Origin of the sequence: uncultured Gulosibacter sp. (assembly GCF_963509965.1) — a bacterium.
Classification (GTDB): domain Bacteria; phylum Actinomycetota; class Actinomycetes; order Actinomycetales; family Microbacteriaceae; genus Gulosibacter.
Map to the genome: position 1 here is coordinate 1 of NZ_CAUPDE010000019.1, position 22672 is coordinate 22672.

Annotated in this window: 18 protein-coding genes and 1 tRNA gene; 13 read left to right on the forward strand and 6 right to left on the reverse strand. The window is 62.9% G+C overall.

From position 1 onward, the window contains the following. Positions 1-301: 301 nt before the first annotated feature. From RQ865_RS09560 to RQ865_RS09570, 3 genes are all read right to left on the reverse strand, one after another. Positions 302-378: transfer RNA gene (locus tag RQ865_RS09560), tRNA-Pro, on the reverse strand. A 26-nt stretch (positions 379-404) separates the two neighbouring features. Beyond that, the gene (locus tag RQ865_RS09565; protein ID WP_311479135.1) at positions 405-1334 is read right to left on the reverse strand and encodes a metallophosphoesterase; all 930 of its coding nucleotides are present in this window, start codon (positions 1332-1334) and stop codon (positions 405-407) included. Further along, positions 1321-3912, reverse strand: coding sequence for a transglycosylase domain-containing protein (locus RQ865_RS09570; protein WP_311479137.1), 2592 nt, complete (start codon positions 3910-3912; stop codon positions 1321-1323). Before RQ865_RS09570 ends, RQ865_RS09565 begins: the two co-directional genes overlap by 14 nt. Before the next feature lie 137 nt (positions 3913-4049). Between RQ865_RS09570 and RQ865_RS09575 the strand changes: the two genes are divergently transcribed. Together RQ865_RS09575 and RQ865_RS09580 are read left to right on the forward strand one after the other, a co-directional pair. Then, positions 4050-4223: a hypothetical protein gene (locus tag RQ865_RS09575; protein ID WP_311479139.1), complete on the forward strand. Its 174-nt coding sequence runs from the start codon at positions 4050-4052 to the stop codon at positions 4221-4223. Continuing rightward, positions 4220-4681 carry a RidA family protein gene (locus tag RQ865_RS09580; RefSeq protein WP_311479141.1) on the forward strand — a complete coding sequence of 154 codons (462 nt, stop codon included), beginning with the start codon at positions 4220-4222 and terminating at the stop codon, positions 4679-4681. Before RQ865_RS09575 ends, RQ865_RS09580 begins: the two co-directional genes overlap by 4 nt. Before the next feature lie 84 nt (positions 4682-4765). Here the strand turns inward: RQ865_RS09580 and acs are convergent, their stop codons facing one another. Next, the gene (gene acs, locus RQ865_RS09585; protein WP_399521831.1) at positions 4766-6736 is read right to left on the reverse strand and encodes an acetate--CoA ligase; all 1971 of its coding nucleotides are present in this window, start codon (positions 6734-6736) and stop codon (positions 4766-4768) included. 216 nt (positions 6737-6952) lie between these two features. Between acs and RQ865_RS09590 the strand changes: the two genes are divergently transcribed. From RQ865_RS09590 to RQ865_RS09610, 5 genes are read left to right on the forward strand one after another with little or no spacing between them, the layout of a single operon-like run. Then, entirely contained in the window at positions 6953-8035 is a 1083-nt protein-coding gene (locus tag RQ865_RS09590) for a TadA family conjugal transfer-associated ATPase (protein ID WP_311479142.1), read from the forward strand. After that, entirely contained in the window at positions 8035-8973 is a 939-nt protein-coding gene (locus RQ865_RS09595; protein ID WP_311479144.1) for a type II secretion system F family protein, read from the forward strand. The genes RQ865_RS09590 and RQ865_RS09595 overlap by 1 nt, the downstream gene beginning before the upstream one ends. Positions 8974-9018: 45 nt before the next feature. Then, positions 9019-9264 carry a DUF4244 domain-containing protein gene (locus RQ865_RS09600; RefSeq protein ID WP_311479145.1) on the forward strand — a complete coding sequence of 82 codons (246 nt, stop codon included), beginning with the start codon at positions 9019-9021 and terminating at the stop codon, positions 9262-9264. A 56-nt stretch (positions 9265-9320) separates the two neighbouring features. Beyond that, positions 9321-9707, forward strand: a complete 387-nt coding sequence (locus tag RQ865_RS09605; protein WP_311479146.1) for a TadE family type IV pilus minor pilin — start codon at positions 9321-9323, stop codon at positions 9705-9707. Between the two features lie 9 nt (positions 9708-9716). After that, a complete protein-coding gene (locus RQ865_RS09610; RefSeq protein WP_311479147.1) occupies positions 9717-10115 on the forward strand; it encodes an Rv3654c family TadE-like protein in 399 nt (132 codons plus the stop codon). Here RQ865_RS09610 and RQ865_RS09615 read toward each other — a convergent pair. After that, positions 10112-11110, reverse strand: a complete 999-nt coding sequence (locus tag RQ865_RS09615) for a LacI family DNA-binding transcriptional regulator (protein ID WP_311479148.1) — start codon at positions 11108-11110, stop codon at positions 10112-10114. The genes RQ865_RS09610 and RQ865_RS09615 overlap by 4 nt on opposite strands. A gap of 108 nt (positions 11111-11218) precedes the next feature. Here RQ865_RS09615 and RQ865_RS09620 point away from each other — a divergent pair, with 108 nt between their 5' ends. The 6 genes from RQ865_RS09620 (at position 11219) to RQ865_RS09645 (ending at position 21087) form a co-directional block, all read left to right on the forward strand. Next, positions 11219-12850, forward strand: a complete 1632-nt coding sequence (locus tag RQ865_RS09620) for an amidohydrolase family protein (protein ID WP_311479149.1) — start codon at positions 11219-11221, stop codon at positions 12848-12850. Between the two features lie 26 nt (positions 12851-12876). Further along, entirely contained in the window at positions 12877-14223 is a 1347-nt protein-coding gene (locus tag RQ865_RS09625) for an APC family permease (RefSeq protein ID WP_311479150.1), read from the forward strand. 569 nt (positions 14224-14792) lie between these two features. Beyond that, complete coding sequence (gene topA / locus RQ865_RS09630; RefSeq protein ID WP_311479151.1) at positions 14793-17582, forward strand: type I DNA topoisomerase; 2790 nt, start codon at positions 14793-14795, stop codon at positions 17580-17582. 3 nt (positions 17583-17585) lie between these two features. After that, the gene (gene tmk / locus RQ865_RS09635; RefSeq protein ID WP_311479152.1) at positions 17586-18236 is read left to right on the forward strand and encodes a dTMP kinase; all 651 of its coding nucleotides are present in this window, start codon (positions 17586-17588) and stop codon (positions 18234-18236) included. Beyond that, positions 18233-19444 carry a DNA polymerase III subunit delta' gene (locus RQ865_RS09640; protein WP_311479154.1) on the forward strand — a complete coding sequence of 404 codons (1212 nt, stop codon included), beginning with the start codon at positions 18233-18235 and terminating at the stop codon, positions 19442-19444. Before tmk ends, RQ865_RS09640 begins: the two co-directional genes overlap by 4 nt. Positions 19445-19488: 44 nt before the next feature. Then, complete coding sequence (locus tag RQ865_RS09645) at positions 19489-21087, forward strand: alpha/beta hydrolase (RefSeq protein ID WP_311479156.1); 1599 nt, start codon at positions 19489-19491, stop codon at positions 21085-21087. Between the two features lie 708 nt (positions 21088-21795). Here RQ865_RS09645 and RQ865_RS09650 read toward each other — a convergent pair. Further along, entirely contained in the window at positions 21796-22569 is a 774-nt protein-coding gene (locus RQ865_RS09650; protein ID WP_311479157.1) for an ABC transporter permease, read from the reverse strand. Positions 22570-22672: the final 103 nt, after the last annotated feature.

Consider the following 22672-nt stretch of genomic DNA (forward strand, 5'->3'; position numbering starts at 1 on the left):
ACCCTCTAACTGCGGAGTGACCCTGTTGTAGCAGGGTCATTTGCTGGTAACAGGGGCATTTGGTGGGGCAGGGGCATTTGTGCGGGGGCACTGCCGGTCATGCTGACACTTCGCCCCGCCGGCAAATGACCCTCTAACTGTGGAGTGACCCTGTTGTAGCAGGGTCATTTGCTGGTAACAGGGTCACTTGGCGGAGGTGCCGGGTTGAGCGGCCGGGCGGGGATGCAAGGTGCGGGCCTGATGGCACAGGAAAACGCGCGGACAACAAAAAGGAGCCACCTCGCGGTGGCTCCTTGCTCAATGGTCGGGGTGACAGGATTTGAACCTGCGGCCTCGTCGTCCCGAACGACGCGCGCTACCAAGCTGCGCCACACCCCGTGATGCCGCAATCGGCAACCAAGCCACTATATCGCATCCTGAGCGAGCAGTGTGATCAGTGATGCCTCTGGTGCGCAGAAGGTGCGCACCGGTGCATAGATCGACGTGCCCAGCCCGCGCGAAACGTGCAGCGGTACACCGTGCCAATCGCTGAACCCACCGGCGTGCTCTGGCGGCAGGTCGCAGTTCGACACGATTGCGCGGCCCCCCGGCAGGCACACCTGCCCGCCGTGCGTGTGCCCGGCAAGCATCAGCGCCATGCCATCAATCTCGGCATACGCATCCAGGATGCGCTGGTAGGGAGCGTGCACCAGCCCCAACACAACATCGTTGGGTTGAGCAGTCAGCGCCGAAAACTCCCGCAGCGCATTTGCGAGCCGGTCGCGTTTAATGTGGGGGTCATCCACCCCGATCACGCGAACCCGCTGCCCGGCCACCATGAGCTCGGACGCTGAGTTGGTGAGATCGTGCCAACCGAACTGATCGAATAGCAACCAGCGCAGCTCATCAGTGTTGAGTTTCGGTTGCCTCGCGGGTTTGCGTTCACCCGGCAGCACATAGGTGAGTGGATTCTTCAACACCGGTTCGTAGTAGTCGTTCGAGCCAAACACCGACACCCCCGGCATCCCGCGGAAAGGTGCCAGTATCTCGACCAGCTCGGGAAATGCATCGCGGTGACCGTAGTTATCGCCGGTGAGCACCACCAGGTCGGGTTCGAGTTGGGCGAGCCGCCGCACAAAACGGATCTTCTTCCGCTGCCCCGGGGCGAGATGGAAATCGGCTAAATGCAGGATGCGCAGGGGCGCGGCACCCGCAGGCAGCGCCGGAACCTGATAGTTGCGCAGCACAAAACGGCGGCGTTCAATACCCGCTGCCCACCCGGTAACGGCGAGGCCGCCACCAATAATGGCGGCGGCCCCAATGCCGAGTGAACGGATGATCTTATTGACCGACATAGATCGTGATCTTCGCATCCTTCGTGAGCATCGACCCGGCCGGCGGATCGGTGCGCGTCACCTTGCCCGGTTCACCACCGGGGTCGTTGGCCTGGAACCAGTTGTTGCCGCCGTTCACAAAGCCTGCGTCGCGCAGCGCCGACTGGGCCTCGTCGAGCGACATACCGTTGAGATCCGGCATTGAGTGTTCACCGGCCGAGGGGGGCTGCTGGCGCTGGTTCGGTTTGCGGCCGTTCGAGGGCGACAGCGTCACCTCGCTACCCTTCGGCACACTGGTGTTGGCAGAGGGGCTGGTTTTGGCAACCGTGTTTGCGGGCTGCTCTGAATCAACCGAGTTGCCGACGGCTACCGCAAAACCGGCCTCTTCAAGCGCCGCAGTGGCCGCTTCGATGCTCATACCGGTGACATCGGGTACGTTCGCCTTCGGGGTCTGCAACGCCTCGGGGTTCGGGTCGGGCCAGTCGTTCGCACCGTACTTCGGGATGGCGTACGCCAAGATATCGCGTGCGATGTGGTGACGCGCCTGCGTACCGCTCACGCCGTTGAAACCAACGTTGTACAGCGAAACCCAGTCGTAGTGCTTGTTGCCCGCGTCATCGGTGTACGTGTACTGCTTGTCGGTGTTACCAACCCACACCGCCAATGAGATGCCGCTACTGGCCATCATGCTCCACGTGTCGCGGGCATTGTCGGTGGTGCCGGTCTTACCGATAACCGGGCCCATACCAGGATTCGACGCGGCACTGAAGCCCGAGGTGGTCACCTGTTTGAGCACGTAGTTAACGGCATTAGCGACGTCTTTACTGATCACCTGCTTGCATTTCGACTCGGGCGGATCCACCTCGGTGCCATCGCGGAGCGAAATCGACTTGATCGCCACCGGCGAGCACGATTCACCCTGGTTTGCGAAACCAGCGTAGGCGGTGGCCATCGACATCGGTGCGATCTCGTTGGTGCCGAGGATGTCGGATGGGTACGAGCCGCTTTCTTGCCCGTCGGCGCGGTGCGCGCCCATACCCACGGCAATATCACGCGTCACGCACTGGTCGAGCTGTTCGGCCATTGCCGCATAGGCGGTGTTAATTGACTTCGTGGTTGCTTCGACAGCCGTCACCGTACCAAAACGCTCGTTGGCGTCGTTATTCACATCCCAGCCGCCACCATAGGGAGCATCCTTGCCGCACGAGTCTTGGAAGTTGGCCTGGTTGAACACACGATTTCGTGCGTTGATGGTCTCGTTCACCGAGTGGCCAGATTGAATCCAGTTGGCGAGCGTGAAGACCTTGTAGGTTGAACCCGCTGGGAAACCACCCGATTGACCGTATTGCTTATCGGCGTTGTAGTTCACCGAGGTGGCGTTGGGATTCTTCGCGGCTTCGGTGGTCTCATCGAAGTCTTTGTTCTGCGCCATGGCGAGAATATTGCCAGTACCCGGCTCGACTGCCGAGACGGCGGCGCCGATCTTCATATAGTCGAGCGACTTCGGCACATAGGTGTTGAGCACATTCGTTACCTGATCTTGCAGATCGAGGTCGAGCGTGGTGTGAATCTGGTAGCCCTTCGACTGGAAGTTAAACAGTCGCTCCTCGTAGGTGGCGCCGAACGCGGGGTCGTTTTCAATGACCTTGCGCACATAGTCGCAGAAGAACTGCGTGTTGCTCTTCGCGTTCATACAGCCGTGACGAGCGGGCGTGATGTTCGGCTCGATCTTCGAATCTCTCGCCTGTTCGTACTCGTCTTTCTTGATCTTGCCCTCTTCATACATGCGGCGAAGCACGTAGTTACGGCGGTCGGTAGCAGCCGGAATATTTGCTTCGTCATCGATGCGGAAAGCGTTCGGCTCCTGCACCATGCCGCCGATCAGCGCGGCCTCAGCCAATGACAGGTCTTTCGCGGGCTTACCGAAGTAATACTGGGCGGCCGACTCGACACCGTAGATCTGGCCACCGAACAGCGCGATGTTCAGATAGCCCTCGAGGATCTGCTCTTTCGAATACTGCTTCTCGACACCGATGGCCAGCCGCATCTCTTGCAGCTTACGGCCAGCCGACCGTTCGGTCGCTTCGCTAAACGCCTTCTGACGCTCGACCGGGTCGAGGATCGCTTCGGCGGCCTGCACTCGCTGGTTACGCACATACTGCATGGTGATGGTCGATGCACCGCTACCGCTATCGCTAACAACCGACTCGAGCACTGCACGCGTCGCCGACATCACATCCACACCACCGTGCTCATAAAAGCGCGGGTCTTCGGTGGCGATGACCGCATCCTGCAGATATGGCGACATCTGGTCAAGCGGCACCTCGACACGGTTCTGAGAGTAGAACTCGGCGATCTTCTCGTCTTTGTCGCCACGCTTCGCGTACAGCTCGGTTTTCTGCTGCAGCGGCGTGATTTCGAGGTAGTCGGGAAGCGATTCGAACAACGTGATCGTAGAGTTCGCGGTCACACCAGCGACAGCCAGAATCGGCGTCATCATCGCGGCCACGAGTACACCGGCGATCCCGCTCATACCGAGCAGCCCCAGCACTGAGGCCAAGACATTACGCTTCGGCGCAGTTGATGAGTTGGAAGGCATGCCCTCTAGAGTAGTGGGGAACCGCTGTTTCGGACAGAAAACTTTGTTAACTCCAACCAGAGGCTGGCAAGCGAGCCCCCAACCGGGGCCACGCGAACCGGCACAAAGCCCGCATCCACCAGCAGAAAAGGAATGACATGCAGAAGTGGGAGTACTTCATCACACCGCTGCCGCTGCACACCCCCGGAGCGATCCTCAACAACTGGGGAGCCAAGGGCTGGGAGCTTGTGCAGATCATCGTGAACGAACAGGGAGGCACTGTCGCCTACCTGAAGCGGCCTCTCACCGACGAAAGTGAGCACAGCGCATGAGCAAGATCGAAACCCGTCTCGCCGAACTCGGGCTCGCACTTCCCGAGGTAGCCGCGCCGGTGGCCGCCTACGTGCCAGCCATCGCAATGAACGGTCGAGCCCTCACATCCGGGCAGCTGCCGTTCGTGTCGGGACAGCTGCCCGCCACCGGCAAGGTCGGCGCTGAAGTGTCGCTCGAGCAGGCACAGCAGCTCGCGGCCACCTCGGTGCTGAACGCACTCGCCGCCATCAAACAAGAGATCGGTGATCTCGACCGCATTACCCGCGTGGTGAAAGTGGTGGTGTTTGTCGCATCCGCCCCGCAGTTCACCCAGCAACCGCTGGTGGCAAACGGTGCCAGCGAACTGCTCGGCCAGATCTTTGGTGACCGTGGCCAGCATGTGCGCTCGGCCGTTGGCGTGGCGGTGCTGCCGCTGGATGCGCCGGTCGAACTCGAACTCGAGGTCGGCTATCAATAGGGTCACCTGATACCGCCAAACAATGGTGCGCGCCCACGGAACGGATCCCGTGAGTGCGCACCATTTGTTTTGGCAGGCAGTCACCTACGCCTTGGCGCGATCAGCCTCGATCAGCTGCACAATCGCCTCCATCACCGATGCATCCGTCAGTGTCGAGGTGTCGCCAACCGGCTCATTGTCGGCGGCGTTACGCAGCAACCGGCGCATAATCTTGCCCGAACGCGTCTTCGGCAACTCGTCAACAATGTAGAGATTGCGTGGCCGGGCGATCTTGCCGATGCGCTGGCCCACATAGTCGCGCAGCTCTTGCGGCACATCAACACCGCTGGCGGCTTCGAGCTGTGATTGCTTGAGCACAACGAAACCGACCACCGCCTGACCGGTGGTTTCATCATTGGCGCCGACCACGGCAGCCTCAGCGGTGAGCGGATGCTCGACCAAAACGCCCTCGATCTCGGTGGTCGAAAGCCGGTGGCCCGAAACGTTCATCACATCGTCGACGCGGCCAAGCAGCCACAGATCGCCGTCGAGATCGACGCCGGCACCGTCACCCGCGAAGTAGCGGCCCGGGAACTGCGACCAGTAGGTTTCGATGAATCGCTCGTCGTCACCCCAGATGCCGCGCGCCATCGACGGCCACGGCTCGGTGATGGTGAGCAGCCCCATCTCGCCCGGGTCGACGCGCTCACCCTGCTCGGTGACCACCTCAATCTCGACACCGGGAACCGGGCGCTGTGCAGAGCCGGCCTTGAGAGCATCCTGGGTGAGAATCGGTGCGATCATATGCGCGCCGGTTTCGGTCTGCCACCAGGTGTCGGCAATCGGGCAGCGACCGCCGCCGATGACCTCGTGATACCACTGCCAGGCTTCGGGGTTGATTGGTTCACCAACCGACCCGAGCACGCGCAGGCTCGACAGGTCGTGGCGCGCGGGGATGCTGCGCCCTGAGCGCATGAACCCGCGGATTGCGGTGGGTGCGGCATAGAAGACGGTGACGCCGTACTCTTCAATAATTTCGAACCAGCGGTCGAGTGTGGGGTAGTCGTGCGAACCCTCGTACATCACCTGGGTGGCGCCGTTGAGCAGCGGGCCATACACGAGGTAGCTGTGGCCGGTGATCCAGCCCACATCGGCGGTGGCCCAGTACACATCGTCATCGCGCAGGTCGAAGCTGGTGCGGGTGGTGAAGGCAACCTGGGTGAGATAGCCGCCGGTTGAATGCCATAGGCCCTTCGCCTTGCCGGTGGTGCCGGAGGTGTAGAGGATGAACAGTGGATGCTCGGCCGGGAAAGCTTCGGGGGTGTGCTTGGGGCTGGCCTTGGCGAACTCATCGTGCCACCACAGGTCGCGGCCCTCGACCATATTGACCTCGTGGTCGGGACGGCGTAGCACCAGCACGCGCTCGACCGAGTGGCCGGGTGCTTCGAGGGCGGCGTCGACGGCCTCTTTGAGCGGGAAGACCCGGCCCTTGCGGTTAGAGCCGTTGGCGGTGATCACAAATTTGACGTCGGCGTCATCGAGGCGCTGACGGATCGCTTCGGGTGAAAAACCACCAAAAATTACCGAGTGGGTGGCGCCGATCCGTGCGCAGGCGAGCATCGCCACTACGGTTTCGGGCACCATCGGCAGGTAGAGAGCAACCACGTCGCCGGCTTGCACCCCGAGGCTCAGCAGCATATTCGCGGCCTGCTGCACATCGCGGTGGAGGTCGGCGTAGGAGATCGTGCGGGTGTCGCCGGGCTCGCCAATCCAGTGGATCGCAACCCGATCACCGTTCCCTGCCGCCACGTGACGGTCAACACAGTTCACGCTGGCATTGAGAGTGCCATCGGCAAACCACTTCGCAAACGGCGGGTTCGACCAGTCGAGGGTTTCGGTGAAGGGCGTTACCCATTCGAGTTCACGCGCTCGGTCGGCCCAGAACTGCAGACGATCTGCCTGCGCTTGTTGGCGAATATCACCGGGGATGCGGGTGCCGGCGATGAACTCATCGGTGGGCGGGTGAGACGCGATCGGATTGGTGAGTTTTGCAATGCGCTCTTCAGCTTTCGTCAACTTCGGCTCCTTCGGCGAGATCGTGCGACTGAGTGTATACCCGCATTTTTGGCGGTGGATGACCGTGTCACAAAGTTACGACAGTAATGGTTTCAAGCAGTTTTCGTGCCGGCACGGGCGCAAGGGCCCGCCCGGGGTGGTTGGGGAAAGTCGGTTGTCCACAGAGACCTCTCCACCCGGGGCGTGTGCGGCACAGCCGCAACTACCTTGGCCGCCATGAACATCACTGCCGCAACACTTGACCGCTTTGTTGTCCAACCCGCCGCCGAGCGGCCCGCCAGCGTCGATCTGGCTCCGATACCCGGCCGCAGCGCCGAAGAGCGACCGCGCCGCCAGCTCACGCGCGGTCAAGCCGAGGCGTTCGGCCCGCTGGCCGGATTCATCTCGGATGCCGAGGTGACCGATTTGTTTGTGAACGCGATGGACGGGCTGTGGATTGATCGCGGTGCCGGCGCGGTGCGAGTGGAAGGGTGGCAGGCGCCACATGAGCGAGCGATTCGCGAGCTGGCGGTGCGGCTGGTGGCGCTTGGCGGGCGGCACCTCGATGACGCCAACCCGGCTGTTGACGTGCGGGTTGGCGACGGGATTCGGGTGCATGCAGTGCTGCCACCGGTTTCAGTGCGCGGCACGCTGCTGTCGATTCGGGCGCCGGGTGCGATCCGACCCGATTTGCAGCAGCTCATTCGCGCGGGATGCTTCTATGACGGCGCGGCCGAGGTGGTGCAGCGGGCGGTTGCCGATCGCGCAAATATTCTCATCACCGGCGCCGGCGGTTCGGGTAAAACCACGCTGCTGGGAGCGGTGTTGTCGTCGGCTCCGGCGAGTGAACGCATCGTGGTGATTGAGGATGTTGCCGAGCTACGCATTAACCACCCGCATGTGGTGAGTCTCGAAGCCCGCCAAGCCAATATTGAAGGTGCGGGAGAGGTGACTTTGGCGCGGTTGGTGCGGGAGTCGCTGCGGATGCGACCCGACCGGCTGGTGCTGGGGGAGTGCCGAGGTGCTGAGCTGCGTGAACTATTGGCGGCCCTGAACACCGGCCATGACGGCGGGGCGGGCACGCTGCATGCTAATTCGCTCGCCGATGTGCCGGCCCGGCTCGAAGCGCTCGGCGCGCTCGCGAATATGTCGGCAACCGCGGTGGCACGGCAAACGGTGTCGGCAATCGACCTGGTGATGCACGTTGAACGCCGCGATGGGATGCGGCAGCTGGTTGATATGGGCGAGTTTTGGGTTGATGACGCCGAACGGTTGCGCATCACGAGCGTGCGCAGCGGAAACCGGATGGAGCGGGGCTGATGGTCGTCGTGCGGTATCCGGCCGAACAGGTGGCGGTGGTGGTGGAACGGCTGGCAGCGCTCTTGGCGAGCGGCGGCCCGCCGGCGGATGCGTGGGGACGGCTCGCGGCGTTCGCAGACGCTGAAGCCGAACCACAAACCCGGCGCCGACAAAAAGCCGACACTGTGCCGATGGAAAAACGGTTGGCACAGGCCGTGGCGCAGGGCAACAATCCCGCCAGCTATCTGCGTCACAACGACCACGAGGCGTGGCGTGCACTCGGCGCCCTATGGCAGTTCACCGAACAAACTGGTGCCCCGCTGGGTGCGTCGCTGCGGCAATTGGCTGGCGGGTTTCGCGACCTTGGCGCATCCGAGCGTGAGATAGCTGTCGCACTGGCGGGGCCGGCCGCGACCGCGCGCCTGGTGATGGTGCTGCCCTTCATCGGGATCGCCCTCGGCAGTGTGCTGGGATTCGACACTTTCGGGGTGCTGTTTGGTGGCGTCGTCGGCTGGATGCTGCTGCTGGTGGGAACGCTACTGCTGCTGGCCGCATGGTGGTGGAACCGGGCGCTGGTGAGTCGTGCTTCGCGGCACCCGCGCACCCCCGGTTTCGGTCTCGACCTTGTCGCAACCGGAATGAGTTCGGGAAGCGACGCCCACCAGGTGCTTGCTGAAACCGCGCACACACTGCGCGATTTTCAGCTCGAGCGTTCGGGGCTCGACCGGGCGCAACCAATCATCGAACTTGCCGCAGCAGCGGGAGTTGCCGCCGGTGAGTTATTGCGCGGTGAAGCGCAATTGGAGCGGCGGCAGGCACGCACCGAGGCGGCGCAGTCGGCGGCGCGGCTGGGAACCGCACTCATGCTGCCGCTGGGTGCGTGCATCCTGCCCGCGTTTTTGACTCTGGGAGTGGCGCCGCTACTCATCGCGGTGCTGCAACAGGCGATGTCGCAATAGCTCCCAACCACAGTCGTGCCGTGTCGCAAATCAGAAAGGAACCAAATGAACACCCAAATCAACCACGAAACCAGCAGCCGATCGACTTCTGTGGCAGCTGCCTGGCTGCCACAGCGGCTGCGGCTGCGGTTGCAGCGGCTGCAATACGAAGAAGACGGCGCCGCCACCGCCGAATACGCGATCGTGATCACCGCTGCGGTGGCGCTCGCCTCGGTGCTGGTGCTGGTGGCGCAGTCAGAACCGGTGAAACAGATCATCGAAGACCTGTTGATCGGCGCATTCGGTGGCTAAGCACCGGTCGATGTTCAACCAAGGCATCGAATCGAAGAGATAAGGAGGGTAATGAGGTGGTGCGAGCGCGGCAGTGGCGGTGGTCAAAGTCGGTTCTTTGGTGCGCGTGGCAGGATGCGCTGCGTCAGCAGCGAGGGTCGGTTTCGGCCGAGTTCGCGGTGGCGATGCCCGCTGTTGCGCTCGTACTCACCCTGTGCATCGGGGCGGTGGTCGCGGTGGCGACCCAGGTGGCGGTGCAGGATGCGGCCGGTGAAGCCGCGCGGATGGCCGCGCGCGGTGATGAGCCCGCGCTCGCGCTTGAGCGGCTCGAGGGTGCGGCGCTCGAGGTTTGGGATAGTGGCGAACTTCGCTGCGCGAGCGTGAGCGTCGCGATCTCGCTGGTGGGCATTCCCACTGCCGCTCGGGCGCGAGCACAGTCGTGTGCGCTTCGCGACATCGAATGAGGGGGATGCGTGGCAGAAACAACTCACCTCGGCAGTTCGCGCGGTTGCAAGATGCGGCTGGTGCGTCGGTGGCGGTGTGATGAGCGCGGGAGCGGCACGGTGTTGGCGCTGGCAATTATCGCCGCGGTGGTGGCGCTCACGCTCAGTGCCGTGATGGTCGCACAGTCACTCGTGACGGTGGCTCGTGCTCGCGTGGCGGCGGATGCGGCCGCGCTGGCTGCAGCCGATACCGCTTCGGGCCGAGTGCCTGGTGGCGACCCGTGTCAGCGGGCGGGGCAGGTGGCGCTGGTTCACGGCGTGACGGTCGCTGCTTGCGAGGCGGATGCATCCAGGTCACGGGTGGTTGTGCGTGTGAATGAGCACCTGCTAGAGATTCGTGTTGCCGCGGTTGCCGGCCCGCCGCCTTAGGATTTGTTCCAGTGGCGAGCCCAGTTAATGCGCGCCTCCCAAATCGCCTCGTCGCTATCGGTGGCACCCTGTTCGCCGCTGAGATAGGCAATCACGAGATCGCCGCAGTGCCGGCCGTACTCGTAGGGCATCAGGTCGAGTGCGGTGATATGCGGTGACGAGAGCTCGGTGATGGGGTCGGCGGCGGTGGACGCCAGCCAGGGCACGGATGAATCGGGCGAGCCAAGGTGCAGGTAGAGATTGGCGATACCCGCCCAGCGTTCGCCGGTAGAAACCAAAAAATCGGGCTGCTCGCGGTGGATGAGCGACTGAATCGCCGCGGCCACTTCGTTGGCGGAAGATCCGACCTCCAAATCTACGTGGGTGAGCGGAATGTCGTGAGCGGTGCAGGCAGCTGTAAGGCTCGCGTGCACCTCTCGCTGCCAGGCAACTCCGGGGAGCGAGCTCGACGACAGCAGCGCGGCCTTGCGTGCCCCCGAAGCGATTGCGCGCTCGGCAATCTGGGTGGTGCGGGCCGCATAGTTGGTAGACAAGACTCTCGTTGCCGGTGCATCCGGGTTTGGGATGCCATCAACGGCAAAGATTGGGATGCCCGCCCGGGCAAGCTGATCGGGCGTGTGCAGGTCGCTACTCCAGTCGACAACAATGGCGGCATCCACCAGCGTGAGCGGGTTGGCGCGCGAGTGTTCGTGGTCGAGCAACACGTCATAGCCAGCACGGGCGACAACCGAGCTCATACCGAATGCGAAGTTCATATAGAACTGCAGGTCGGCAGTGTTGGCCGGCAGGTGAAGGCTAAGGATGCCCGTGTGTCCGCGGCGCAGCGCGGCTGCCGAGCGATTGTGCAGATAACCCAGGCGCGCGGCGGTTTCGTGGACGCGTTTGCGGGTGGCCGCGGCGACCGACGGTTTGTTGTTCAATGCGCTCGAAACGGTGCCCACAGAGAGGCCGAGCTCTTCGGCCAGCTGTGGAATCGTCACCCGTGATTGCGGCATAGCACCCATCTAATCAGGTGGCTCCTTGACGGCCATTTCGGCACTGTGGCAGCATGTTGAAACGTTTCAAATCTGAATGGGTTGCAAAGACGCGAAATGAGGTCAACGATGACAGAAACAACACACAAGGTGCTCTACCGAACGGCAACAGTGCTGCACGACGGGCTGCAGGAAGCTACCGGCCTGCTCGTGCGCGACGGCCGCGTTGCCGAGGTGGGTGATGCGGCAGCGCTCGCCACGCAGCACAGCGACGCTCAGGTGATCGACTTCGGCGACGCCACCATCACCCCCGGCCTGATCGACGGTCACATCCACGCCATTTGGGGTGTTGCGCTTGCACGCGGTGCGAATCTCGCCAACTGCACCACGATTGCACAGGTGCAAGACGCGCTCCGCGCCGAAGCCGACCGAGTTGGCGCCGACGAGTGGGTGTTCGGTTACGGATTCGAACCACACCTGCTGGGCGACGCCCCGGTCACTAACGACTTCATCCACGAAGCGCTCGGCGCCGAGCGACCCGCCTACATCACCATGTTCGACGCCCACTCGGCAATCCTCTCGGCCGCAGCACTGGCCGTCTGCGGCGTCACCGAACCCGCAATGTTCACCGACGGCGGCGGTTTCACCGAACGACCCGACGCTAACGAACAACAGCTCACCGGCGCCGACCGCCTCACCGGACACGTGCTCGAATGGATCGCCCTCGACCGCGTACAACCGCATGTTCCGCGCATCCCGGTGCCCGTACAAGCCGACCTGCTCTACAACAACCTGCTCGAAATGGCCCGCACGGGCCTAGTTGGCGGCTATGTGCCCGACAACCAGAACCCAGACGCATTCGCAGTGCTCGAAGCTATCGAATCCGACCGTGAGCTGCCGGTACGCATCCGCATCTCGCCATGGTGCACACCAGAAATGTCGGCAGCCGAGGTCGAAGCCCTTGCCGAAATGAAACAGCATCGCGGCCGCCGCTGGGAAGTAGAGGGCGTGAAACTCTTCATCGACGGCACGATCGACGGCGGCACCGCCTGGCTCGAAGAACCAGACGTGTTTGGTGAAGGAACCCGCGGTTTCTGGCACGACCCCGAACAGTACGCACGCAACCTGCGCCGCCTCAACGAACTCGGCGTGCCAACCATCACCCACGCGATCGGTGACCGCGGGGTGCGCTTCGTCGCCGAAACCATTGCCAGCCTGCCCGACAACGGCGTGCGCCACCGCATCGACCACCTCGAACTCGTGGCCGACGAGGTCATCGAGTTCATTGGCGAACACGACATCAGCATCTGCGTGCAGCCAAACCACTGCACGCTGTTCATGCACGCCGACGGCACCGACACCTGGTCGAAGCGCCTGGGCGAGCCTCGCAACAAGCAGGGCTGGAAAACGCGCAGCTACCTCGAAAACGGAATCATCGAAGCGCTCGCCAGCGACTGGCCGGTGGCCCCGTTCGACCCGCGCGCGATCATCGCCGACGCCCAGCTGCGACACCCACACGACCGCAACACCCAGCCCATCCATCCCGAACAGGCGCTCACCGCCCACGAAGCGCTGACCGGCTACACCGAATCAGTACCCGCATCCGTGGGACGAACCGGTGCCACGCTCCGCGTTGGTGAAGCTGCCGACTTTACCGTTTGGGCCCACAACCCCCTCAAAACCCCCGCATCCGAGGTGGCCAACGTCGCCATTGTGGCGACCGCCATCGACGGAAAACTCGTCTTCAACGATCACCGCTGATCGCGCAACACGAACGGAAAATCACCATGCCAACCCCTCAAGGAATCGCCTCACCACGACTGCAGCGCGTGCTAGGAGTGCCCTCACTGCTGTTCTTCGGTCTCGCCTACATGGTGCCGCTCACGGTGTTCAGCACCTACGGCATTGTTACCAATGAGACAGGCGGGCACCTCGCCGGTGCCTACGTCATCACCACTGTCGCGATGCTGTTCACGGCCCTCAGCTACGCGAGCATCGTGCGTGCCGAACCCACCGCCGGTAGCGCCTACGCCTACGCCAAAAAGGCCTTCGGCCCCGGCGTCGGCTTCGTCACCGGCTGGGCGCTCATGATCGACTACGCCCTACTGCCGATGATCAACTACATGCTGCTGGGGCTCTACATCAACGCGCAGTTCCCGGCCATCCCGGCCTGGGTCGTGATTCTGGCAGCGATCATTATCGTCACCGCGCTCAACCTTTTCGGCATCTCGGTGGTGAAACACGCCAACGCGTTCCTGGTGGTGTTTCAGCTCGTGTTCGTCGCCACATTCCTGGTGGCGGCATTCGGCAAAATGCAGCCGGATGTGGCGATCACCGACCCGTTCTGGTCAGAAAACGCGACCCTTGGTGGATTGATGGCTGGCGCCTCGATTCTGGCGCTGTCATTCCTCGGCTTTGACGCGGTTTCGGCGATGGCTGAAGAGGCAAAAGACCCGCGCCGCACCGTCCCGCGTGCGGTGGTGCTCACCGTGCTGGTTGGGGGAACGATGTTCATGATTATCAGCTGGGCCGGTCAGCGAGTGTGGCCCGACTTCAGCACCTACACGTCGCTCGACACCGCATCCCTCGAACTCATCAGCCACCTCGGTGGTGCCTTCTTTGAGGCTTTCTTCCTCACGGCCTACCTCATTGGTGCCTCGGCCAGTGCGATGACCTCGCAAGCAGCCACCGCTCGCGTGCTCTACTCGATGGGTCGCGATGAGCTGCTGCCCAAGCGCGTGTTCGGGGTGCTGAGCCCGCGTTTCAATGCCCCGCGTAACGCGATCCTCGTGATCGCGGCGATCTCGCTATTGGCGCTCGTGCTGCCGCTGGATGTTGTCGTCTCGATCATCAGCTTCGGTGCGCTCGCGGCGTTCTCGATGGTGAACCTGGCGGTAATCAAGCACTTCATTATTAACCAGCGCAAGCGTGAGCCCCTCGAGCTGCTGCGCTACGGGCTGCTGCCGGGTATCGGCCTGGCACTGTGCGTGTGGCTGTGGTTCTCGCTCAGCCTCAGCGCGCTGCTAATCGGTATTGGCTGGGTGCTGATCGGCATTGTTTACCTGGCTTTCATCAGTCGCGGATTCTCGCAGATGCCCAAGACCATGGCCATCCGCCTCGATGACGTGGAGTAGTAACTAGCGGGATGCGGGGTTGGCTGTCGTCAGCCCCGCATCTGCTGTCCGCCCTGTCTGGCCTGTTTGCCCTGCACTGTCTGTCCTGTCCTGTCCTGTCCTGTCCTGCCGAGCCCTGCCCTGTTTGCCCTGCCTGCCTGCATCCTGCCAGCTGCCTCCGGCATCCCAGGGCATGCAGATTTTTGTTTCCTGAAATCAGAAAATTGGCTGCATTTTGCTGTCTTGTATGGGTTCTGGCACCCAAAAACGCTGTTTTGCAGTCAGGAAACAAAACTCAGCAGCGAACTGATGTCAGGAAACAAATTTCTGAAGGGCTGAAGGGCTGAGGGACTGAGGGCTGAGTGAAGGGCCGGGATGCGCCGGGATGCGGGGCCGGGTTACAGGGGCCAGGATGCGAAGCTGGGATGCGGGCCGGGGCGCGGCTTTACGCGGTTCGCCGACAGCGGATGCGCGGCTTCTCGAGGGGCGGATGCACGGCTTCTCAAACGTGCTGCGGCGCGCCGTGGTATAGATTGGCCGAGCACGAGCCAATCTGAACTGTCTTTCAACGCGAATGAGGAATCTCAACCTTGACCGGCAAGAAACTAGTGATCGTTGAGTCACCTACCAAGGTGAAAAGCATCTCCCAATACCTTGGCGACGACTATGTTGTAATGGCCTCGGTGGGGCACATCCGCGACCTGATCGAGCCGAAAAACCTCCCTGCCGAGCAGAAAAAGGGCTCGCTGGGCAAGTTCTCGGTCGACGTCGAAAACGGCTTCGAGCCCTACTACGTCGTTGCCGAAAACAAGAAAAAAACCGTCACCGAGCTGCGCAGCGCGCTAAAGACCGCCGACGAACTCATCCTCGCCACCGATGAAGACCGCGAGGGAGAAGCGATCGCCTGGCACCTGCTCGAAGTGCTCAAACCCAAAGTGCCGGTGAAGCGGATGGTGTTCCACGAGATCACCCGTGAAGCGATCGAAGCCGCTAAAGACCACACCCGCGACATCGATGAGCATCTGGTGGATGCGCAAGAAACCCGCCGCATTCTCGACCGGCTCTACGGCTACGAGATTTCGCCGGTGCTGTGGCGCAAGGTTGGTTCGGGGCTGTCGGCGGGGCGCGTGCAATCAGCCGCAACTCGACTCATTGTGGAGCGCGAACGCGAACGGCTCGCCTTCGTGGCTGCCAACTATTGGGGTGTTGAAGCCACCTTCAGCGCCAAAGACCAGCCCTTCGACGTGCGGCTCACCAAGCTCGCCGGCGAGCGCGTCGCCACCGGCCGCGACTTCAACGACCACGGTGAACTCACTTCGGATGCGACCGTGCTCGGTGAGGCGACCGCGACGGCGCTCGCGGATGCACTCACCGCCGGTGGCGTTGCAATCACCGTCGCATCGGTTGAATCGAAGCCCTACACTCGCCGCCCCGCAGCCCCGTTCACCACCTCGACACTGCAGCAGGAAGCATCCCGCAAGCTGCGTTTTTCGGCGCGGCAGACGATGTCGGTGGCGCAGTCGCTGTACGAAAACGGGCACATCACCTATATGCGTACCGACTCGCCCAACCTGTCGCAGCAGGCGATCAGCGCCGCCCGCGGCCAGGCTCGCGAGTTGTACGGCGCCGACTCGGTTCCCGAAAAGCCGCGCTACTACGGTTCGAAGTCGAAAAACGCCCAGGAGGCGCACGAGGCAATTCGTCCCGCCGGTTTTGAGTTCAAGCATCCGCGTGAACTCACCGGCGTTGACGACCGTGAACGCAAGCTCTACGAGTTGATTTGGAAACGCACCGTCGCCTCGCAGATGGCTGACGCCAAGGGGCACACCGCAACGGTCGTGCTCAATGGTGCACCCGTCGAACTGCCGGATGCAAACGGCACGATCACCTCGATGGGCAGCGAATACCAGGCCTCGGGTACGGTCATCACCTTCCGTGGGTTCCTCGCCGCCTATGAAGAGGGCAGGGATGAACAGCGCACCGATAGCGGTGCCAGTAAAGACTCGAAACTTCCGCCGCTTGAGCAGGGCGAGACCGTCGCTGTTGCCGAAGCCGAAGCAAAACCGCACGAGACCACGCCGCCACCGCGCTACACCGAAGCGAGCTTGGTGAAGATGCTCGACGAACTGGGCATCGGCCGCCCGTCGACCTACGCATCCATCATCGCCACAATCCAAGACCGCGGCTATGTCACGCATCGCGGTACGGCACTCGTTCCCAGCTGGACGGCGTTCTCGGTGGTGCGGCTGCTTGAACAACACTTCCACGAACTGGTCGAATACGACTTCACGGCGCAGATGGAAGCCGACCTCGACCACATTGCCGCCGGCGACCAAGACCGCGTCGCGTGGCTGCACGAGTTCTACTTCGGGTCAGACGATCACCCCGGCCTGCGCGGCGTGGTCGACAACCTCGGCGAGATTGATGCGCGCGCACTCAACTCAACCAAGCTCACCGACACCGCAACCCTGCGAATTGGTCGATACGGCCCGTATATCGAAGTGATCGACCCCGAGCATCCCGAAGCTGACCCGCGCCGCGTTAACGTGCCCGAAGATCTTGCTCCCGATGAACTCACCGCCGAAAAAGCACAGGAACTGATTGATGCGCCAGTGGCGGGCGACCGCGTGCTGGGTCAGGACCCCGAAACCGGCCACGACATTGTTGTAAAAGACGGCCGGTTTGGCCCGTATGTTTCAGAAGTGCTTCCCGAACCCGAAGCCCCCGCCGAGGGTGAGAAACCCAAGCGCCGCAAGGCCGCACCAAAGCCGCGCACCGCATCCCTGTTCAAATCGATGTCGCCCGACACGGTGACTTTCGATGAGGCGATGAAGCTGCTGTCGCTGCCGCGCGTGGTGGGTGTGGATGAAGAATCGGGCAACGAGATCACGGCCCAAAATGGCCGTTTCGGCGCCTACCTGAAAAAAGGCACCGACACCCGGTCGCTGCCGAACGAAGAGTCGATTTTCACGATCGATCTTGCCGGGGCGCAGGAGCTGTTTGCGCAGCCGAAGTATGCGAACCGGCAGTCGAAGTCGGTGCTGCTCGACTTCGAAAAACCCGACCCGGTTTCGGGTAAGGGTGTGAAGGTGAAGGATGGCCGCTGGGGCCCCTACATCACCGATGGCGAAACAAACGTGACGGTGCCGCGCGGCACCGACCCGGCTACGCTCACTTTCGAGCGGGCGGTTGAGCTGATTGCCGAGAAACGAGCCAAGGGCCCGGCGAAAAAACGCACCACCACGCGCAAAACCAGCACTGCCAAGAAGACCACCACTAAAAAGGCCAGCACCGCCAAAAAGGCCACGGCAGCCAAGAAAACCAGCACCACGGCCACGCGGAAGAAAACCACCACCGCGAAAGCCGGCACCGAGGAGTAGGTAGTGAACGAAACCACCGGCTCGGGACTGTTCATCACCTTCGAAGGCGGCGACGGCACCGGCAAATCGACACACGCGAGTCGAATTGTCGAGCACCTCCGCGCACTCGGCCACGAGGTGCTGCACACACACGAACCGGGCGGCACCGATGTGGGGCAGCAGATCCGCAACATCGTGCTGCACCACGACGGCGATATCGACCCGCGTGCCGAAGCACTGCTGTTCGCGGCCGACCGCGCGCATCACATCGCCACCGTGGTACGCCCCGCGCTGCAAGCCGGGAAAATCGTGATCCAAGACCGCTATATCGACTCATCGGTCGCCTACCAGGGTTCTGGACGCGACCTCGGCGCGGATGAGGTGCGCGAACTCTCACTGTGGGGCACCCGCGGGCTGCTGCCCGATCTAGTGGTGCTGCTCGACCTCGACCCCGAAATTGCGCAGCAGCGGATGCGTTCGGTGCGCGACGGGCTCGACCGGCTCGAACGCGAGGCCAGCGACTACCATCGCCGGGTGCGCGAACAGTTTTTACAGCAGGCCGGCGCCGATGCCGAACGCTACACGGTGGTGGATGCAAACCGGCCTCACGAGCAGGTTGCCGACGAGATCCGCGCCCGCATCGACGAACTATTGGCCGCACGGGAGCAGCGATGACCAACGTCAGCGGTACCGGCATCGGCGGGGGAGTATGGGCTGAAATCTCGGGCCAGGCCCGCAGCGTCGAAACCCTGCAACGCGCGGTCGCAGCCGCGCATCCCGATGCCGAACACCGCGAGTGGTTCACCAACTCATGGGTCATCACCGGCCCGCCCGGCTCGGGCCGCTCCAATTGCGCCTACGCGTTCGCGGCCGCGCTGCTGTGCCCCAATGGCGGCTGTGGCAGCTGCCCGAGCTGTCAACAGGTGGCTGCCCGCACGCATCCCGATCTCACCGCGGTGGTTACCGATACCGCCATCATCGATATCGAAACCGCCCGCACGCTCGTTGAACGTGCCTGGCTCGCACCCACCGTGAGCGACTACCGGGTGATTGTGGTTGAAGACGCCGACCGCATGGTCGAACGCACCTCGAACACGCTGCTGAAAGCTATCGAAGAACCGGCCGCAACCACCGTGTGGGTGCTGTGCGCGCCCAGCGAAGCCGACCTGCTGCCAACGATCCGCTCGCGCGTGCGCGTGGTGTCGCTCACCACACCCAGCCCCGAAGAAGTGGCACAGCTGCTGGTGTGGAGGCACGGTTGTGACCCCGAGCGGGCGTTGCGTGCTGCCGAAGAAGCGCAGAGCCACATCGGGATGGCGGCACGGCTCGTGACCACACCCGAAGCCTGGTCGCGACGAGACCGCGCCCTGCAAGGCGTGCTGACACTGCAGGGCGTGGGGGATGCGGCACGCAAGGCCGCCGACTGGGTGGCGATTGCTGAAGAAGACGGTAAAGCTGCCGCGGCAGACCGCGACGCGAAAGAACGCGCCGAAACCTTCCGCACACTGGGTCTTGAACCGGATGCGGCGATACCCCGACAGTTGCGCGGAATCTTCCGCGAACTTGAAACCCACCAGAAGCGGCGAGCCAAACGCGCCACGCTCGACGGCATCGACCGCATCCTCACCGACGTGTCATCGCTGTGGCGTGATGTGTTGGTGACCGCGCTGGGCGCATCCGAGCGACTGATTAACGAACGCCGTCGCCCCGAAATCGAAGGTGTTGCCGCATCCAGCAGCCCGGCACACATCCTCGCTAGTATCGAGGCCGTGGCTGTTGCACGGCAGCGACTTGCCGCCAATGTGCCGCCGGCACTGGCGCTGGAAGAACTGCTCGTGGGAACAGTGATAGGGCACCGTGACCCGAGCAGAACCACTAGTTAACCTACCCAGTACATCGCGACTGACGAAGAACCGAGGACCCGCCAGTGAACCGACGACGCACCCAACGCCTGCTTGCCGCCGCCACTGCCGCTGTTGCCGCGATCTCGCTGAGCGGTTGCACGCTCATCCAGACGCTCCAGGGCGACGGCCGACAGGTTGACCGAGCCGATCTCATCGACCCCGACCTGCCACCCGAACTGTTGGAGTTCTACGAGCAAGAACTCGAGTGGGAGCCGTGCCCCGACGATGCGAACGCTGGTGAAGACGCCGAATGCGCTACGGCGATTGCCCCGATGGACTGGAACGACCCGACCAAGGGCGAACCGGTTGAGCTCGCACTTGTGCGACAGCCAGCCACCGGTGGTAAACCGCAGGGGTCGCTGTTCAGCAACCCGGGTGGGCCCGGCGGCAGCGGTTTTGACTTTGTGGCACAGTCGTACGGGTTCTTCTCGGACGATCTGCGTGAAAACTTCGACCTCGTGGGTTGGGACCCGCGCGGTGTTGGCCGGTCATCGGCAGTGTATTGCCGAGACGACGCCGGGATGGACGAGTACTTCTACGGGGTGCCAGACAACTACACGCAAATGACCCCCCAGCAGCAACTTGAGTGGGAGACGGCCAAGTCACAGCGCTTTGGTGCCGACTGCCTGAAAGGCACCGGTGAGCTGCTTGGCTATGTCGACACCAACTCGACCGTGCACGACCTCGACCTGCTGCGGGCGCTTGTCGGCGACCCGAAGCTGTTCTATTTCGGGTTGTCATACGGCACCGATATTGCTGCCAAATACATCGACCAGTTCCCCGAGCGGGTGGGGCGGGTGGTGCTCGATGGCGCCACCGACCCAACCGTTCCCGGCTTTGAAGTGGTGCTCGACCAGCAAGAAAAGTTTGCCGACTCGGTGCGCACCTACCTGCAAGACTGCATCGAAAGCCGCGAGTGCCCGTTCCGGGCGAAGACCGTTGAAGAGGCTGAGGTAGAGCTGCGGCAAATCGCCAAGGATGCCGATGAGACGCTCATGAAGAACTCCGACGGGCGAGTGTTCACCTCGGGTGTGCTGCAGATGGCCGTGATCTCCGCGATGTATGACGAGTCGATGTGGCAGTACCTGACGATGGCTTTCGACCAGTACCTCAACGCGAACGATCCGTCGACGCTGTTTATGCTTTCTGATGCGTACTTCGGCCGCGACCCGGAAGGTCACTACGACTCGAATTCGTTCCAGGCTTTCACCGCCATCAACTGTCTCGACTACCCGCGCGAAACCGACCCCGCCAAGATCGTGGAGTTCAACCAGCGCCTCAACCAGGTGTCGATATTCCCCGGAGCGAGCACGCCTGAGGAGCTGCAGGTTGGCGACATCACCTGCGAGAACTGGCCGGTTGAGCCAGCCGTAGAGTCACTCGAACCGGTGACGGGTGCGGGCGCGGCGCCGGTGCTGGTGGTTGCCACCACGAATGACCCGGCTACCCCGTTGAAGTGGGCGCGCGCGGTGGCCGAACAGCTCGAGTCGGCGCAACTGCTCGAATTCGAGGCTGAGGGGCACATCGCCTATGACGAACAAGATGAGTGCGTCAACAGCTACGTCGACAATTACCTGATTACCGGCGAGTTAGAGGATGCTGGTGAAACCAAGCACTGCTAGGTGCTAGTTGCTAGCTGCGACGGGGCGTTCGGCGTTGGCCGGGCGCCCCGTTTTTTGCTGTGCTGATTGTCTGTCCTGTCCTGTCCTGCCTGTCCTGCCCGCGCATCCCTGCCCGGCCGCATCCCCGCCTTGTCGCCGCCCAGCCGAAGCTCTGGCCGCCGAGCCCAGGCTTGCTTTGCTCCGCATCCCCGCCTGTCTTGCTCCGCATCCCTGCCTGTCTTGCTCCGCATCCCTGCCTTGAAGATTTTTGTTTCCTGGCCTCATTTCGGTGCTGAATTTTGTTTCCTGGCTGCAAAACCCGGGATCTGGCACCGGAAATGCACACAAAGTCGGCAAATTGCAGCCAAACTTCTGAGGCCAGGAAACAAAAATCTACAGTGGGCTGCAGGCGCAGCTGCTGGGATGCGAGCAGGTCCGGATGCTGGTGAAACCACGCACTGCTAGGGAGCGTCTCCAATAGGGCGCTCAAGTTGTCAGACAAAGGTCGCTCGATCACGTTTCGGCTGCGGTAGGAGCCGGCGTTGAGCCTGTGTGCCAGATCATCGCGGATGCACTTGCACTTTTGAGTGGCGATCTGGTCTCGCTTGTCATGGGGCCTGAGATTACGACGGCGAAGCTCACGTGGATGAAGTGGCTGGCGTATGCGCGGTTAGTGATCACGGCGTCTAGGCGGGGCCGCAACGTCGGCCAGCCTGACTCTCCGTCCCGTCACTTCCTGCGCATCAGGGCCAGCAGTGTCAGCCCTATCCCCGCCGCTGTCCATGCGGCCAACACCAGCAGAGCCTGCCCGTCGGTGGAGTAGGTGCCTGAGATCAGCCCGGCGCGGATCACGTCACCGGCGGGCATGACCGGCAGCACCTCGTGCACCCCGGCGTACCAGTCGGGCAGCCGCTCCACGGGAAATGTCACCGGCGAGAACATGAGCACGAAGAACACCATCACCTGGCTGATAACTTGGGCCAGCATGGCTGGCAGGGTTACGGCGATCGCGTAACCTACGGCGGTGGCCATCACGGTCACCAGCAGCACTCCGGTAATCAGCAGCGGCCAGTTCAAAGAGAGCTCCACGTCAAACCGCCACCAGGCGGCCAGCACAGCCACCACCACGCTGGGCAGCGCCACGAGCACCCAGAGGGTGAGGTCTGCGAGGAATAGCACCGGACGCGGCACCGGCTGGGCGCGCATGTAGGTTAGGGTGCCGGTGGCGCGGGCGGCGGCCACGCCTTGCGGTACGATCACCAATCCCAGGGTGAGCAGCAGCACGGTGGGAGTGCCGGTGGATAGGAAGGTGGCGGAGTCGGTGTCGCCCTCGTTGAGCAGGAATCCGAAGCCCACGACGATGCCGCCGGCCAGCAGCACCTGGATCACGGCGACCAGCGGGATCATCGGCCCCAGTTGCGCCTGCTGCCAGCGCAGCAGGGTGAGGTAGGCGGTCAATGCCCCGGCGGGCGGGGATACGGCGGGGGCGGTGGGCTCAGACAAGGGGCTCCTCCTTTGGTTCGGTGAGGGCAAGGTAGGCATCCTCGAGACTGAATCGCCCTGGGTTTCGTTCCTACCTGCTTCCCTGTCCAGCGAGCGCTGGCTG